This window comes from Streptomyces sp. NPDC048142, assembly GCF_043202835.1.
Taxonomy (GTDB): domain Bacteria; phylum Actinomycetota; class Actinomycetes; order Streptomycetales; family Streptomycetaceae; genus Streptomyces.
In genome coordinates this window covers 1-16,274 of the sequence record NZ_JBIDBC010000062.1, presented here as the reverse complement: position 1 = coordinate 16,274, position 16,274 = coordinate 1, and the positions used below count along the sequence as shown (strand labels likewise).

The following is a 16,274-nucleotide window of genomic DNA, read 5'->3' as shown; positions in this document are numbered from 1 at the left end:
GTGAAGTCCACCGGCCGCCGCACCGATCACGCGAGCCTCGGGCTGGCGCCGGGCGGGCATCCGTTGCTGGGGGCCGCGGTCGCTGTGGCGGGGTCGGACGAGGTCCTGTTCACGAGCCGTATCTCCACGCGGACGCACCCTTGGCTGGCCGGCCACCGGGTCGGGGACACGGTGGTGGTGCCCGCGTCGGTCTTCGTGGAGCTGGCGGTCCGCGCGGGTGACGAGGTCGGTTCGACGGTGGTGGACGAGCTGCTGACCGAGACCCCCCTGGTGATCCCGCACGACGGGAGCGTGCAGATCCAAGTCGCCGTGGGTACGCCCACCGCGTCGGGACAGCGGCGGCTCACCGTCCACGCGAGACCCGGCGAGGGCGATGTGCCGTGGACCGAGCACGCACGCGGGCTGCTGGGCGTACGCGCCGACGACACACCCGCCGATCTCGGGCCGTGGCCGCCCGCGGGAGCCGAGGCCGTCGATCCGGCCGAGTTCCACGAGCGGGCGGCGGACACGGGTGCGCCGCACGGCCCCGCGTTCCGGTCGCTCGACGCGGCTTGGCGAAGGGGCGACGAAGTGTTCGCCGAAGTGAGCCTCGAAAGCGCCCAGGACGGTGCGGACTACCTCCTGCATCCGGCGCTGCTGGACGCGGCGCTGCCGGGCCCGGCGGACGACGGGCGGGGAGTGCCGTCGGTCTCGGTCTGGCGGGGCATTCGCCTCTACGCGGCGGGCAGTTCGGCTCTGCGGGTGCGGCTGAACCTGGACGACAGCGACGGAGCTGTCCCCGCGCTGCGCCTGAGCGACTCGGCAGGGCTGCCGGTGGCCGCGGTCGACTCCGTGGTGAGACGGCGGATCGACGCGAGCGAAGTCGCTGACATGGCGGCGCGCACGACCGACCAGCTGTTCCGCGTCGCCTGGACGCCGCTGCGGCCGGGACGCCGGGACACACCCGCTCGCTGGGGGGTGGTCGGTGCCGGCCTTCCCGGTGCCCAACGGTTCGACGGGGTGGCCGAGGTCGCGGCGGCGGTCGCGGCGGGGACTCCGCTCGACGCGGTCCTGGTCCCCCTCGGGTCCTCGGCGGCCGACGGCATGGTCGAGGCCGCGCACGAGGCCACGAACCACGTCCTGGAACTGGCGCAGCGGTGGCTGGCCGAGGAACGGCTCGCCGACGTCCCGCTCGTCGTGATGACCCGCAGTGCCGTGAGCACGCACGGGGGCGAGCTTCCCGACCCGAGTACCGCGGCGGCATGGGGCCTGCTGCGGTCTGCGCAGTCGGAGGCGCCGGGCAGGATTCTCCTTCTCGACATCGACATCGATGCCGACGCCGACGCCGACGCCGAATCCGGCACAGCTCCGATGGATGTGGTCCTCAGCTCCGGGGAACCCCAGGCGGCCCTCCGCGCGGGGAGGTTGCTCGTACCCCGGCTGCGGTACGTCGAAGCCGGGGAGCGAAGGCCACTCGGCTGGAACCCCGACGGAACCGTCCTCGTCACCGGCGGCACCGGTTCGCTGGGGGCTCTGTTCGCCCGGCATCTGGTGCGTGAGCACAACGTCTCCCATCTGCTGCTCACCAGCCGTCGGGGCACAGAGGCTCCGGGTGCGGCCGAGTTGACCGCCGAGCTCGAAGCGCTCGGAGCGCGGGTCACCGTCGTGGCGTGCGATGTCGCCGACCGCGCGGAAGTGGCCGCGCTGCTGTCCGCGATACCCGAGCGGCACCCGCTGACCGCGGTTCTTCACACGGCCGGTGTTCTGGACGACGGGATCGTGGGATCCCAGACCCCGGAACGTCTGGCGGCGGTGCTCGGCCCGAAGGCGGATGCCGCCTGGCACCTTCACGACCTGACCCGCGGGTCGGATCTCGCGGCGTTCGTCCTGTTCTCCTCGATCGCCGGTGTGGTGGGCGGTCCCGGCCAGTCCACGTACGCCGCCGCGAACGCGTTCCTGGACGCCCTGGCCCAGCACCGCGGCGTTCAGGGGCTTGCCGCGACCTCGATCGCCTGGGGTCTGTGGTCGCAGGACGGCGGTATGTCCGGCGGCCTGGACGAGGCCGACCTGAAGCGCATCGCCCGCAGCGGCTTCCGGCCGGTCACCGCGGACGCCGGCACAGCCCTGCTCGATCTCGCACTGGGTCTGGGCGAACCGGCTCTGGTGGCGACCCCGCTCGATCACGCGGCCGTACGCGAACAGGGCGTCGTGCCCGCCCTGTTGAGCGGAGTCGTCCGTGGGCCCCGTCGTCGTACGGTGCAGGTCGCCGGTCCGGCCGGGGAGCCGCTCGCCGACCGTCTGGCGGGCCTCGACGAGGCCGGGCGGACACGTCTGCTGACTCAGGCCGTCAAGGAGTCCGTAGCCGAGGTACTCGGACATGCCGGCACGGAGGGCATCGGGGAGGAGGATTCCTTCCTCAAGCTGGGCTTCGACTCCCTGACCGCGGTGGAACTGCGCAGCCGGCTCCATGCCCTCACGGGTTTCCGGCTGCCCGCCACGCTGGTGTTCGACCACCCCACGCCCACCGCTCTGGTCAGCTACCTGCACCGCAAGCTGGCGCCCGGGGAGGCCGGTGTCACGACCGCCGAGCCGTCCTCGCCGGACTTCGCCGCCGAGGTGCGGCTCGCCGAGGACATCCGGCCCGCCGGGGTGATCGTTCCGGTGACCGATGACCCACGTCACGTACTGCTGACCGGTGCGAGCGGTTTCCTCGGCTCCTTCCTGCTGCGCGACCTCATGCGGTCGACCCGGGCCACCGTGCACTGCCTTGTCCGGGGCAGTGACAAGGCGGACGCTCATGCGCGCCTTCGCGCGAACATGGAGCGGTACGGAACGTGGGAAGCGGTGGATACCGACCGGCTGTCGGTGATCGTGGGCGATCTGGCCGAGCCCCGGCTCGGCCTCACCGAGGAGGACTTCGACCACCTGGCCGCGACGGTCGACGTCGTCTACCACAACGGGGCCCGGGTCCACTGGCTGCATCCGTACACGAGCCTGAAGGCCGCCAACGTGGGCGGAACGGAGGAGATCCTGCGGCTGGCGGCCCGGCATCGCACGGTGCCGGTCCATTACATGTCGACCGTCGGCGTGTTCCAGGACGCGGTGACCCCGGGGGTGCCCTTGAAGGTGACGGACCCGACCGGACCCGCCGAGAATCTGCCGAGTGGCTATCTCCAGAGCAAATGGGTGGCGGAGCAGATCATCGGCATCGCCCGCGAACGCGGCCTGCCCGTCTCCGTCTACCGGGTCGACGTCATCTCCGGCGACCAGGTCAACGGAGCGTGCCAGACGAACGACTTCGTCTGGCTGAGCATCAAGGGGCTGCTGCAGGCTCGCAGCGTGCCGGCCGATGTGGGCGGGCGCTTCCATCTGCTGCCGGTGGACTACGTGAGCGCGGCCGTCCTGCGGGTCGCCGGGCGGGCGAGCGCCCTCGGCGGGACGTTCCATCTGTTCAACAGGAGTGCCCTGAGCCTTCAGGAGTGCGCTCGGCAGTTGCGCTCGCTCGGCTACTCCTTGGCGGAGGTGGACCGCGACACCTGGCGGGCGCGGGTACAGGAGGACCGCGGGAACGCCATGGTTCCGCTCCTGCACGCCTTCGAGATGATGACCGAGAACACGGATGCCTTCTATCCTCCGATGGACACCGCGGAGACCGAAGCGGCGCTGGAGGGCAGCGGTATCGAATGCCCGCCGCTCACGGAAGATCTCTTCGCGAGGTATGTGAACTACTTCGTGCGGACAGGGCATTTCCCTGCCGCATCCTGACTGAAGGCGGGACGACCCGCGCTGCGTGTGCCGGCCGGTGCCGGTGACTGTGTTCGGTCACCGGCACCGGCTTTTCCCGTCCGGCCCCCGGCCGTGGCGCCGATGACTCTCACCATTCCCCGGTCATCGTCACCGGAAGGCTCGGTTACCTGATGGTGAGCAGCCGGAGAATCCCTGAGCCTAAGTTCGTCCCATGAGTCTCTCGAAGGGTTCAGCATGAATTCCGTATCCGCCAAGGAAGTCTTCGACCGCGTTCCGATCGCGCCGTCAGCACTGCGCGCGACCATGTCACGCTTCGCCACCGGTGTGATCGTGCTGAGCGTCGGCGGCGAGAACATACACGGCATGACGGCGAATGCTTTCAGCTCGGTCTCTCTCGACCCGCCGACCGTACTGTGCTGCGTTTCGCACAGCGCGGTGATGCACCGCGCCATCCTTGCTGCGGGCAGATTCGGGGTTTCCGTACTCGGAGCGGAGCAGCAGCACCTGGCGAGTTATTTCGCCGACAAGAAAAGGCCGCTGGGCCCGGAGCAATTCTCCGGAATCGACTGGAAGCCGGGGCCGGCTACCGATTCACCCTTGTTGCAGGGAGCGACCGCATGGCTCGAGTGCGAATTGACCGACTCCCACGACGTGGGTGACCACTCGATATTCATCGGCACCGTGGTGAATGCCGAGAGCTCCTCCCGCGAGGAAAGTCTGCTTTTCCTCGACGGGAGATTCCACCCGTTCGACGCCTCTCACTGACGCGAGCACACCATGACCGCCGGAATCGATACGCACAGGCCGGACGGCCGCTGGGAGGCCGTCGTCGGGCGCCGGTTCGTCGAGGCGCTCAACGACGGCCTGGCCAGGTCCGGGTACTCCCCCTCACGTACAGCGCCACCGAGGCCGCGTGAACTGCCCGACGCGTTCGCGGCCGCGGTCATGCGGTCGTACGAGGCGGCGCTTTCGACCGCGCTCTGCGCCGAGGACCGGGAGGACCGGGCCCTGAGGTCCAAGCTCCTCACGCGTGGCCGCGAGATCCTGGTTCAGGCGCTGCGGCTCGCCCGGCTGCCCGCCGGGCAGGGTGTTCGCCCTTCACCGGGTGAACTGTCGCCCGCGCATGAGCTGGTGGCCCGCACTCTCCTCATGGAGTGCGCCGCCGTCCTGGCCGTCGAAGGCTCCGGGGCAGAGGCGTCCGGCTGCCGGCCGAACGACCTCATCCGCGCTCTGGGACAGTCCACGCGGCGCGCCCACCGTACGAAAGCGCCGGGGTTCCCCGACCTGTGACGCATCGGGGCCGACGGCCTTGAGCAGACTTCGAAACGCCCGGCTCCGGCCGGGCGTTTCGCCGTTGGGCCCACACGTCGCCGCCTCACGGAGAGGGCGGAGAACCTCACGGGAGACGGCCGTGCTGACGGCCGTTCGCCGACGACGAGGTCCCGTCCGGTCGGCCGACCGGACGGGACCTCGTCTCAACGCGCCCCGGGCCGGCCCGGGGTCCGTCCTTACTCGAGTCCGTCGATCAGAGCGAACAGCTCATCGTCACTCGCGGAGCCGAGGTCCTCCTCGTCGGCGTCGTCCCCCTTCTTGCCGGCGCCCGTCCTTCCCGTGTCCTCCGCCAGCTTCAGCAGCTCTCGCAGTCTGGCCACCACCTGCTCCCGCGACCCGTCGTCCGCGGCCATGCCCTCGATGCCCGGCCTCGCGCGCTCCAGGCTCGCGAGGAGCGGCCCGGCCGGGGAGCCCGGCTGCTCCTCCACCTCGATCTGCGCGGCGAGGTACCGGGCCAGTGCCGCCGGGCTCGGGTAGTCGAAGACGAGCGTGGTGGGAAGACGCAGACCGGTGGCCGCATTGAGCTTGTTGCGCAGTTCGACGGCGGTGAGCGAGTCGAAGCCCAGCTCCTGGAAGGGCCGGTCCGCGCCGATATCGCCGTGCTCGCCGTGGCCGAGGACCTCGGCGACCTGGCCGCGTACGACGTCGGCCAGCGCCTCTTCCCGGTCGGCCGGATCGAGCAGGGCGAGACGCCGGGCCAGACTCGGCACGCCCTCGCTGTCCGCTGCGTCGGCGACCGCCTTGCGCCGGCGGGCCGCCGGGGCCAGGGACCGCAGGAGCGGGTGGATCCCGTCTCCCCGGCCGCGCAGGACGACGGGGTCGACGCGGGTCGCGGCCAGCAGGTGGTGTTCGCTCGCCACCGCGTGGTCGAACAGGTCCATCGCCTGGTCGCTGGGCAGCGGAGCCAGTCCCAGCCGGGCCAGACGTCTCAGGTCGGTGTCGTTGAGCTGACCGCTGATCGTGCTCGATTCCGACCACAGTCCCCACGCGAGGGACGTACCCGCCAGGCCACGGGCCCGGCGGTACGCCGTCAGCGCGTCCAGGAAGGTGTTGCCCGCCGCGTAGTTCGCCTGTCCCGCGTTGCCGATCAGCCCGGCGATCGAGGAGTACACCACGAATGCCGACAGGTTCAGGTCCTCCGTCAGCTCGTGCAGGTTCCAGGCCGCGTCGATCTTGGGGCGGAGCACCGCGTCCAGCCGCTCCGGCGTCAACTCCCCGAGCACGGCGTCGTCCAGCACGCCCGCGGTGTGCACCACCGCCCGGACCGGCGCCTCCCGCGGCACATCGGCGAGCGCCTTCGCCAGCGCCCCGCGGTCCGCCGCGTCACATGCCGCGAACGAGACCGACGCCCCCAGATCCTCCAGTTCGGACGCCAGCCGGGCCGCCTCCGGGGCCCGCTCTCCACGCCGGCTCAGAAGCAGCAGACGCCGGGCGCCGTGCTCCTCCACCAGATGACGTGCCAGGACCCGGCCCAGTGTGCCCGTCGCCCCGGTGATCAGTACGGTGCCCTCGTCCCAGCCAGGAGCAGCGGCCCCGTCCCTCATGGTGTCCGCCCGTACGAGCCGCGGGGCGAGAACCCGGGCGGCGCGCAGCGCGAGCTGGGATTCGCCGGTGGCCAGGGCACCCGGAACGGCTTGTGCGCCGGCTCCGTCGTCGAGGTCCACCAGCACGATGCGTCCGGGGTTCTCGGTCTGCGCGACCCGCAGCAGACCCCACACCCCGGCGTGCACCAGGTCCACGACGTCCCGCGCGGGGCCGGCCGCCACCGCGCCCCGGGTCACCACCACGAGCCGTGACCGGTCGAGGCGTTCGTCGGCCAGGAACGTCTGTACCTGCCCGAGCACCCGGTGCAGGGCCTCCCGCGCGGCCCCCGGGGTCTCGTCCCGGTGATCGTCGGTGCTGTCCGGGGTCAGCGGCCAGAGCACGGTGTCCGCACCGGCCTGCGCCACTGCCTCCAGATCGGGGTACGAGGCCACGGAGTCGTCCGGCCAGGCCCCCAGGGCGGCCCAGCCCGACCGGTCCACGCCGGTGTCCGGCACCGGGATCTCCGACCAGTCCAGCGCGAACAGTCCGTCCCGGCCGGTATCGGCCGCCGCCCGCAGCGCCTCTCGCGACAGCGGCCGCAACGACAGGGCTCCGACCGACGCGACCGGCGCGCCCGATCCGTCGGCCACCGTCAGCGACACCACGTCCGAGCCCGGCTCCGAACGGGTGATCCGCACACGCAGCCTCGACGCTCCCACGGCGTGCACCCGCACATCCGCCCACGAGAAGGGCAGCAGGTCCGCACCGGGCTGATCGGCCGCTCCCAGCAGCAGCGGATGCAGGGCGGCGTCCAGCAGCGCGGGATGTACGAGGAACTCCTTCGCCCCGTCCGCCGCCGGCTGCGGCAGCTCGACTTCGGCGAACACCTCGTGCGTACCGCGCCACACGCGCCGCAGCCCGCGGAACGACGGGCCGTATCCGTAGTCCCGCTCCGCCAGGCGTTCGTACGCGTCGGCGAGGTCGACTTCGGCCGCGCCGTCCGGCGGCCAGACCCCCAGGCCGGGCCCGGCCTCACCGGCCTCACCCGTGGTCAGGGTGCCCTGAGCGTTGAGGACCCATTCGGCGTCACTGACTCGCGAGTGGACCTCGACCGATCGGCGCCCGTCGGTGCCGGGTGCGCCGACGGCCACCTGCACCTGTACGCCGCTGTCCTCGGGCAGCACCAGCGGCGCCGCCAGGGTCAGCTCCTCGATCTCCTCGGTGCCCGTCTGCTCGCCGGCCCGTACCACCAGCTCCAGGAGTCCCGTGGCGGGCAGCAGCACGGTTCCCGCGACCGCGTGCTCGGCCAGCCAGGGGTGGGTGCGCAGGGAGAGGCGACCGGTGAACACCGTCTCATCACGCCCGGCCACGCTCATGGCGGCGCCGAGGAAGGGGTGCTCCATCGCTTCGAGTCCGAGCCCCGCGGCGTCGGCGGCGCCGGCCGGGCCGTCCAGCCAGTAGCGTCGGCGCTGGAAGGCGTAGGTGGGCAGGGGGACCCGGCGCGCGGAGGGCAGAACCGCCTTCCAGTCGATTCCGGCGCCGCCCAGCCCGAGGAGGGCGAGTGCGCCCATCACGGTCGCGGCCTCGGGCCGGCCCGTGCGCAGGGCGGGGACGAGGACGCCGGCCTCGCCCACCAGGGAGTTCTGGACGAGAGCGGTCAGTACGCCGTCGGGCCCGAGTTCGACGAACCGGGTGACTCCCGCTTCCTCCAGGTGGCGTACGCCGTCGTGGAAGCGGACGGCGTCGCGGATGTGCCGGGTCCAGTAGTCCGGCGAGGTCAGCTGCTCCTCCGTGGCCAGGGTCCCGGTCACGTTGGAGACGATCGGGATGCGCGGCGCGCGGAACGTCAGTCCGGCCAGTACTTCGCGGAACTCCTCCAGCACTCCTTCCATATGGGCCGAGTGGAAGGCATGGCTGACGGTCAGGCGCTTGGTGCGGATGCCTTTCTCCCGGCACACCCGCGTCACCTCGTCGACCGCCGCCGCGTCACCGGAGATCACCACCGCCCGGGGGCCGTTGATCGCCGCGATGTCCACCGCTTCCGCGCGGCCGCCCCCGGCCGCACGGGCGTCGAGGAGCGCACGCGTCTCGTCCTCGGATGCCTCGACGGCCGCCATGGCGCCGCCTTCCGGCGCGGACTGCATCAGCCGGCCGCGCTCGGCGACCAGTACCGCGGCGTCGGCCAGGCCGAGGACGCCGGCGATGTGCGCGGCGGCCACCTCACCCAGGGAGTGTCCGAGAAGGAGGTCCGGACGGGCCCCGTGGTGCTCGAACCACCGGAAGAGCGCCACCTCGACGGCGAACAACGCCGCCTGGGTGAACACGGTCCGGTCGATCAGAGCGGCGTCCGAGGTCCCTTCGCGAGCGAAGAGCACGTCCTTGACCGGGCGCATCAGCTCGGCGTCGAGGTGGGCGGCCACCTCGTCGAGAGCACGGGCGAACACCGGCGAGGACGCGTACAGCTCCCGTCCCATGCCGAGGCGTTGACTGCCCTGACCGGTGAAGAGGAAAGCGGTCTTCCCGTCGATGGCCCCGCCCGCGCGCACCGTGTGGGCGGAGGCGGTGTTCCGGGCGAGGGCGTCGAGGCCGGCCAGGAGCGCCTCACGGCCGTCGCCGACGACGGCGGCCCCGTGCTTCATGACCGCCCGGGAGTCGGACAGCGAGAAGGCCACGTCGGCCGGGTCCAGTTCGGGATGGTTCGACACATGGGTGTGCAGGCGCAGCGCCTGGGCGCGCAGGGCCTCCTCGCTGCGGGCGGTCAGGAGCCACGGCAGCGCGCCGTTCGCCCGGGGGGCGCTGCCGGTGCGGGGCGTCGCCGTCCGCGCCGGCTGTTCGATGATGACGTGGGCGTTGGTTCCGCTGATGCCGAACGACGAGATTCCGGCCCGGCGCGGACCGTTCTTCGCCGGCCACGCGCGTTCCTCGGTGAGCAGCCGCACCGCGCCGGAGTCCCAGTCGATGTGTCCGGACGGCTCGTCGACGTGCAGGGTGCGCGGCAGCACGCCGTGCCGCATCGCCTCGATCATCTTGATGACACCGCCGACTCCGGCGGCTGCCTGCGCGTGCCCGATGTTCGACTTCAGCGAGCCGAGCCACAGCGGGCTTCCGTCCTCGGGGCGCTCCTGCCCGTACGTGTTCAGCAGCGCCTGCGCCTCGATCGGGTCGCCCAGCGTGGTTCCGGTGCCGTGGGCCTCGACCGCTTCCACGTCCGAGGCGTTGAGCCGGGCGTTGTCGAGGGCCTGGCGGATCACCCGCTCCTGCGAGGGTCCGTTCGGAGCCGTCAGTCCGTTGCTCGCGCCGTCCTGGTTGACGGCTGTCCCCCGTACGACCGCGAGGACGTGGTGACCGCGGCGACGGGCGTCCGACAGGCGCTCGACCAGCAGCACGCCCACGCCCTCCGCCCAGCCGGTGCCGTTCGCGGCCCCGGCGAAGGCCTTGCACCGGCCGTCCGCCGACAGGCCCTTCTGGCGGGAGAACTCCACGAACGTCGTCGGCTGCGCCATCACCGTCACACCGCCGGCCAACGCGAGGTCGCACTCCCCCGACCGCAGTGCGCCGGCCGCCAGATGGAGGGCGACCAGCGACGAGGAACACGCCGTGTCCACCGTCACGGCGGGGCCCTCAAGTCCGTACGTGTAGGCGACCCGGCCCGACAGCACGCTGGAGAGGCTGCCCGCGAGCAGGAAGCCCTCGAAGTCGCTCGGTGCCGCGTTGGCGCGGATCGGGTAGTCGTCGTACATCGCGCCCATGAAGACGCCTGTCGCGCTGCCTCGTACGGTCGCCGGGTCGATGCCGGCGCTCTCGAAGGTCTCCCAGGCCGCTTCCAGGAGCAGGCGCTGCTGGGGGTCCGTGGCGGTCGCCTCGCGCGGAGACATCCCGAAGAACTCCGCGTCGAAGAGATCCGCGTCGTGCAGGAATCCGCCCTCACGCGTGTAGCTCGTGCCGGCCCGGTCCGGGTCGGGGTCGTACAGCCCCTCCAGATCCCAGCCCCGGTTGGACGGGAACCCGCTCACCGCGTCCACGCCGTCGGACACCAGGCGCCACAGGTCTTCCGGCGAGGAGACCCCGCCCGGATACCGGCACGCCATGCCCACGATCGCGATGGGCTCGTCCGTGACACCCGGGCGTCGTGTCTCCCGTGCGGCCGGAGCCTTGTCCTCGGCGACCCTGCTGAGCAGGTACGAGGCGAGGGCCTGGGGCGCGGGATGGTCGAAGACGAGGGTCGAGGGCAGCCGCAGACCCGTCGCGGTGCCCAGCTGGTTCCGCAGCTCGACCGCGGCCATCGAGTCGAAGCCCATGTCGTTGAAGGCGCGGTCGGGGGCGACGGCGCCGGTGGTCGTGTGGCCGAGTACGGCGGCCGCTCCCGTACGTACGAGGTCGAGTGCGGCTTCGTGTCGTTGGCCGGCGGGCAGGGCGGCGATCCGTCGGGCCCACTCGGTGCCCTGCCCCGCTTCCTTCCCGGGCTTCGCTCTCCGGCGGGCGCGGGCGGGGAGCAGGTCGTGCAGGAGTGCGTGGGAGCCTTCCGCGGTGAGTCGCGAAGGCCGCACCGCCACGGCGGCGAGCACGGGGTCGGGACGTGTCAGGGCCGCGTCGAAGAGGGCGAGTCCCTGTCCGGGCGTGAGCGGCGGCAGGCCGGCCCGCTCCCAGCGGGCGATTTCGGCGGCGGTAAGCGTCGAGCCCATGCCGTGCGTGGCGTCCCAGAGGCCCCAGGCCAGCGACGTGGCGGGCAGGCCTCGGGCCCGGCGGTGCTGAGCGAGGGCGTCCAGGTAGGCGTTGGCGGCCGCGTAGTTCGCCTGCCCCGCCGTGCCGGTGAGACCGGAGATCGAGGAGAACAGCACGAAGGCCCGCAGATCCAGGTCGGCGGTGAGCTCGTGCAGATGCCGGGCCGCGTCGGCCTTCGGGCCCAGCACGCCCAGGAGGCGTTGCGGTGTCATCGCCAGGGCGGTCGCGTCGTCGAGGACTCCGGCCGTGTGCACGATCGCGGTGAGCGGGTGGGTCCGGGGAATGCTCGCGAGGAGGGCCCGGACGGAGTCCCGGTCGGAGACGTCGGCGGCTTCGACGCGCACGGTGGCGCCATGCTCGGCCAGCTCGGCGACGAGTTCGTCGGCCCCGGGCGCCCGGCTCCCCCGGCGGCTGGTCAGCAGCAGGTGCCGGACGCCGTGAGCGGTGACCAGGTGGCGGGCGAACAGGGCTCCGAGGCCGCCGGTTCCGCCGGTCACGAGGACGGTGCCGTTCGGGTCGGGCGCGCGCTCGCCACCGTCCCCGGCCGGAGTGAGAGGGACGAGTCGCGCGGCTGTCATCTCGCCGTCCCGCAGCGCGAGTTGAGGCTCGTTGGCCGCGAGGGCGGCGGGCAGCAGTTCGTCGGAGCCGCCGAGGTCGACCAGGACCAGCCGGTCGGGGTGCTCCGACTGGACCGAGCGGACCAGGCCCCAGACGGGGGCGGCGCCGAGGTCGGTGATGTCCTCGCCGGGCCGGGCGGCCACCGCGCCCCTGGTCACCACGGCCATTCGGGAATCGGTGAACCGCTCGTCGGCCAGGAACTCCTGTACCAGGCGCAGCACACGCAGGGTCGACGCGTGCGGTCCCTCGTCGGGAAGCTCCGTCGCACGGACGACGAGCACATCGGCCGGCTCGACGTCGGCGAGCGTGTCCCCGGCCTCGGCCCATGTGAGGTCGAAGGGCCCGCTGGGCGGGGTCACGGTCTTCCAGCGCAGTTCGTACAGCGCGCCATCGGCGGCACTCGGAGCGCCGGCCAGCTTTTCCCTGGCCACGGGACGCAGCGTGAGGGACTCGATGTCGGCGACCGGTGCGCCGGTGCCGTCGGCCAGGGTCAGGCCGAAGGTGTCGGAACCGGCCGCGTGGGGGCTGATCCGTACGCGGAGGCCGGTGGCTCCCGAGGCGTGCGGGGTGACACCGGAGAAGGTGAACGGCAGCCGGATGGTGTCGTGTTCGCCTTCGGCCGCGGCGGCCAGGACCAGCGGGTGCAGGGCGGCGTCGAGGAGTGCGGGGTGCAGCCCGAAGCCGGGTGCGGCCTCGGCGGGTGCCGCGGGCAGGTGCACCTCGGCGTAGAGGTCGTCACCGGCCCGCCAGACCCCGGTGACCCCCTGGAACGCGGGCCCGTAGGAGTAGCCGAGTTCGCTCAGACGCTCGTACAGGTCCCCGATCGGCTGCTCGACCGCGTCGGCCGGCGGCCACGGGGTCAGGGGCGCCGGCCGGTCGTGGTCGAGCCGCACCGGGGCGAGGGCGCCGGAGGCGTGCCGTGTCCACGGCTGGGTGCGTTCGCCGTCGAGGTCCGGGCCCGCGTGGATGGTGAAGGGGCGGACGCCGGTGCTGTCGGCGGAGCCGACGGTGACCTGGACCCGGGCGGCCTCTCCCTCGGCCAGGGACAGGGGGGCTTCGAGGGTGAGGTCTTCCACGTGCGGCACGCCGAGGTGGTCGCCCGCCGCGACGGCCAGCTCCAGGAAGGCGGTGGCGGGCAGCAGCACGGTGGAGCCGATGGTGTGGTCGGCCAGCCACGGGTGGCCGCCGAGCGAGAGGCGGCCCGCCAGGACGGTCTCCGCGTGTTCGGCGAGATCGACGACGGAGGCCAGCAGCGGGTGACCCGCCGCGTCGAGCCCGAGGCTGCGCGCATCGGTCGCCGGCTGCGGGGCCAGCCAGTAGTGCTCCCGGGAGAAGGCGTAGGTGGGCAGGTCGACGTCCGCGGCTCCGGGGTAGAAGGTCGCCGCGGTCAGGCCGGCACCGGCGGTGTGGGCGCGGGCGATGCCCCGGATCACGGTGTCGGTCTCGGGCCGGCCGGGGCGCAGCAGGGCCACCGCTGTCGCGTCGTCCAGGGCCGCGCGGGCCAGGGGGGCGAGGACCGCGTCCGGGCCGATCTCGACGAGGACGGTCGCGCCCTGGCGGGCGAGTTCGCGGGTGGCGTCCAGGAAGCGGACGGTCGCGCGAATCTGGCCGGTCCAGTAGTCGGGCGAGGTCAGTTCCTCGATGCTCGCGAGGCCGCCGGTCACGGTCGACACGAGCGGGATCGTCGGCGGGTGGAACTCGATGCCGCCGGCGATCTCGCGGAATTCCTCCAGGATGCCGTCCATGTGGGGCGAGTGGAAGGCGTGGCTGACGGTGAGCCCGGTGGTTCTGCGGCCGAGCGCGCTCCAGTGGGCGGCGACCTCCTCGACAGCGCCGGCGTCGCCGGAGACGACCAGGGAGCGCGGCCCGTTGACGGCGGCGATGCTCACGGTCGCCTCATGCCCCGCGAGGGAGGCGAGGACCTCGTCCTCCTCTCCCTGTACGGCGACCATGGCGCCACCCGGGGTGGCCGACTGCATGAGCCGGGCGCGCGCGGCCACCAGGGTGGTGGCGTCGGCGAGCGAGAACACTCCCGCCACGTGCGCCGCGGCGAGTTCGCCGATCGAGTGGCCCGCCAGGAGATCCGGAGCCGTGCCGTGGTGGGCGAGGAGCCGGAACAGGGCGACCTCGATCGCGAACAGGGCGGGCTGGGTGAAGGCGGTCCGGTGCAGCAGGCCCGCGTCGGGGCTGTCCGGCTCGGCGAACATCACCTCGCGCAGCGGTCGCTCCAGCTTGCCGTCGAAGGCGGCGAAGACGTCGTCGAGAGCGGCGGCGAACACCGGGTGCTCGCCGTACAGCTCCTTGCCCATGCCCGGATACTGGGCCCCCTGCCCGGTGAAGAGGAAGGCGGTGCGGCCGGCCCGGGCGGCGCTCCCGGTGATCACGTCGGGGTGGTCCTGACCGGCGGCGACGGCGGCGAGTGCGGCGGCGCGGTCCGTCGCCCCGGTGCCGAGGATCACGGCCCGTTCCTCGAACGCGGTGCGTGTGGCGCCCAGCGAACGTCCGACGGAGAGGAGGTCGGTGTCGTCGTCGAGGTGGGCGCGCAGGCGCGCCGCCTGGGAACGCAGGGCCTGTTCGGAGCGACCGCTCAGGAGCCACGGAGCCGGGATGTCGGCCCGGGGAGTGGCCCCGGCGGTCTCGGGGGGCGCGTCGTCGGCCGGGTCGTACTCGACGACCACATGGGCGTTGGTGCCGCTGATGCCGAACGAGGAGACCCCGGCACGACGCGGCCGGTCGTTGTCGGGCCACTGCCGTGGGGTGGTGAGCAGTTCGACGGTGCCCGCGGACCAGTCCGCACGCGGTGTGCGCTCGTCCGCGTGAAGGGTCCTGGGCAGCAGTCCGTGGCGCATCGCCTGCACCATCTTGATGACGCCGCCGACTCCGGCTGCGGCCTGGGCGTGACCGATGTTGGACTTCAGTGAGCCCAGGTACAGCGGGTTGCCGGCCTCGCGGCCCGTGCCGTAGGCCGCCATGAGCGCCTCGGCCTCGATGGGGTCGCCGAGCCGGGTGCCGGTGCCGTGCGCCTCGACCGCGTCCACATCGGCCGGGGCGAGACCCGCGTCCCTCAACGCCTCCTTGATGACGTTCTGTTGGGCGATGCCACTGGGGGCGGTGAGCCCGTTGGTGGCGCCGTCCTGGTTGATCGCGGAGCCGCGCAGGACCGCGAGGACGGTATGGCCGTTGCGGCGGGCGTCGGAGAGGCGCTCCAGAAGCAGCAGCCCGACGCCCTCGGACCAGCCGGTGCCGTCAGCTCCGGCGCCGAACGACTTGCAGCGGCCGTCGGGGGCGAGCCCGCGCTGCCGCGAGAACTCCACGAACATGCCGGGCGTGGACATCACGGTGGCTCCGCCGGCCAGGGCCAGGTTGGTCTCGCCGCTGCGCAGCGAACGGATCGCCAGGTGCAGGGCGGCCAGGGACGAGGAGCAGGCGGTGTCCACGGTCACCGCCGGTCCGAGCAGGCCCAGTTGGTAGGCGATGCGCCCGGACATGACGCTGGGGGCGGAGCCGGTCAGCACGTTGCCCTGTACGGACTGCGGGGCGTCCTGCATCCGGGGCCCGTACTCCAGGGCGGTGGCGCCGACAAAGACGCCGGTGCGGGTGGACCGCAGCGACTCGGGCAGGATTCTGGCGCGCTCGACGGCCTCCCAGGACGTCTCCAGCAGCAGCCGCTGCTGAGGGTCCATGGCGAGGGCCTCGCGTGGGGAGATCCCGAAGAACTCCGCGTCGAACTGCCCGGCGTCGTGGAGGAAGCCGCCGTGGCGCACCGAACTCCTGCCCTGCCGCTCGGGGTCCGGATCGTACAGGTCCTCGTCCCAGCCCCGGTCGGCCGGGAAGGCGCCGATGGCGTCCCCGCCTTCGGACACCAGGCGCCACAGGTCCTCGGGGGAGGCGACGCCGCCGGGGAAGCGGCAGGCCATGGAGACGACGGCGATGGGCTCCTGGTCGTCGGACCGGGCCGCGGCACCGTCGCTCGCGGCGGCGGCCCCGATCAGTTCGCTCTCCACCAACGTGGTGAGCGCGTCCGGCGTCGGGTGGTCGAAGAGCAGGCCGGTCGGGAGCCGGAGCCCGGTCGCCGCGGCGAGTGCCGCCCGCAGTTCCGTGGCCATCAGTGAACTGAACCCTGCCTTCTGGAACGGGGTGTGCCCTTCGACCCGTTCCCCGGGCCCGTACGCGAGCACCGCCGCGACGTGCTCGTCGACCAGTGCGGCCACGGCCTGCCGACGAGCGGCGCCGGACAGCTTCGCCAGCCGCGCACCGAGCTCTCCGTGCGGGGCGGGGTCGTAGGCGTCGTCCGGCCGCTCGCCGACGGGGGCCTGGGCCAGTGGCCGGGGGGCCTGGGCCACTCCGTCCAG

General features: G+C 72.8%; 4 protein-coding genes. 3 read left to right on the top strand and 1 reads right to left on the bottom strand.

Annotation, left to right across the window (positions count from 1 at the left end; all coding sequences use genetic code 11):
* From ACGF2Y_RS35965 to ACGF2Y_RS35955, 3 genes are all read left to right on the top strand, one after another.
* On the top strand, nucleotides 1–3,744 hold a 3,744-nt coding region (locus tag ACGF2Y_RS35965; RefSeq protein ID WP_392956155.1), incomplete at its 5' end, for a thioester reductase domain-containing protein.
* 216 nt (nucleotides 3,745–3,960) lie between these two features.
* Nucleotides 3,961–4,491 (top strand): flavin reductase family protein, encoded by a 531-nt coding sequence (locus ACGF2Y_RS35960; protein ID WP_392956153.1) that lies wholly within the window; start codon nucleotides 3,961–3,963, stop codon nucleotides 4,489–4,491.
* Between the two features lie 12 nt (nucleotides 4,492–4,503).
* Nucleotides 4,504–5,016 (top strand): hypothetical protein, encoded by a 513-nt coding sequence (locus ACGF2Y_RS35955; RefSeq protein WP_392956150.1) that lies wholly within the window; start codon nucleotides 4,504–4,506, stop codon nucleotides 5,014–5,016.
* Nucleotides 5,017–5,234: 218 nt separating this feature from the next.
* On the opposite strand, the gene ACGF2Y_RS35950 is transcribed toward ACGF2Y_RS35955, so the two are convergent.
* Nucleotides 5,235–16,274: SDR family NAD(P)-dependent oxidoreductase (locus ACGF2Y_RS35950; RefSeq protein ID WP_392956147.1), on the bottom strand; the 11,040-nt coding region annotated here is incomplete at its 5' end.

Bases quoted from the DNA above. Each gene is read 5' to 3' on its own strand.
- ACGF2Y_RS35955 (WP_392956150.1), top strand. From the start codon at position 4,504: ATGACCGCCGGAATCGATACGCACAGGCCGGACGGCCGCTGGGAGGCC.
- ACGF2Y_RS35960 (WP_392956153.1), top strand. From the start codon at position 3,961: ATGAATTCCGTATCCGCCAAGGAAGTCTTCGACCGCGTTCCGATCGCG.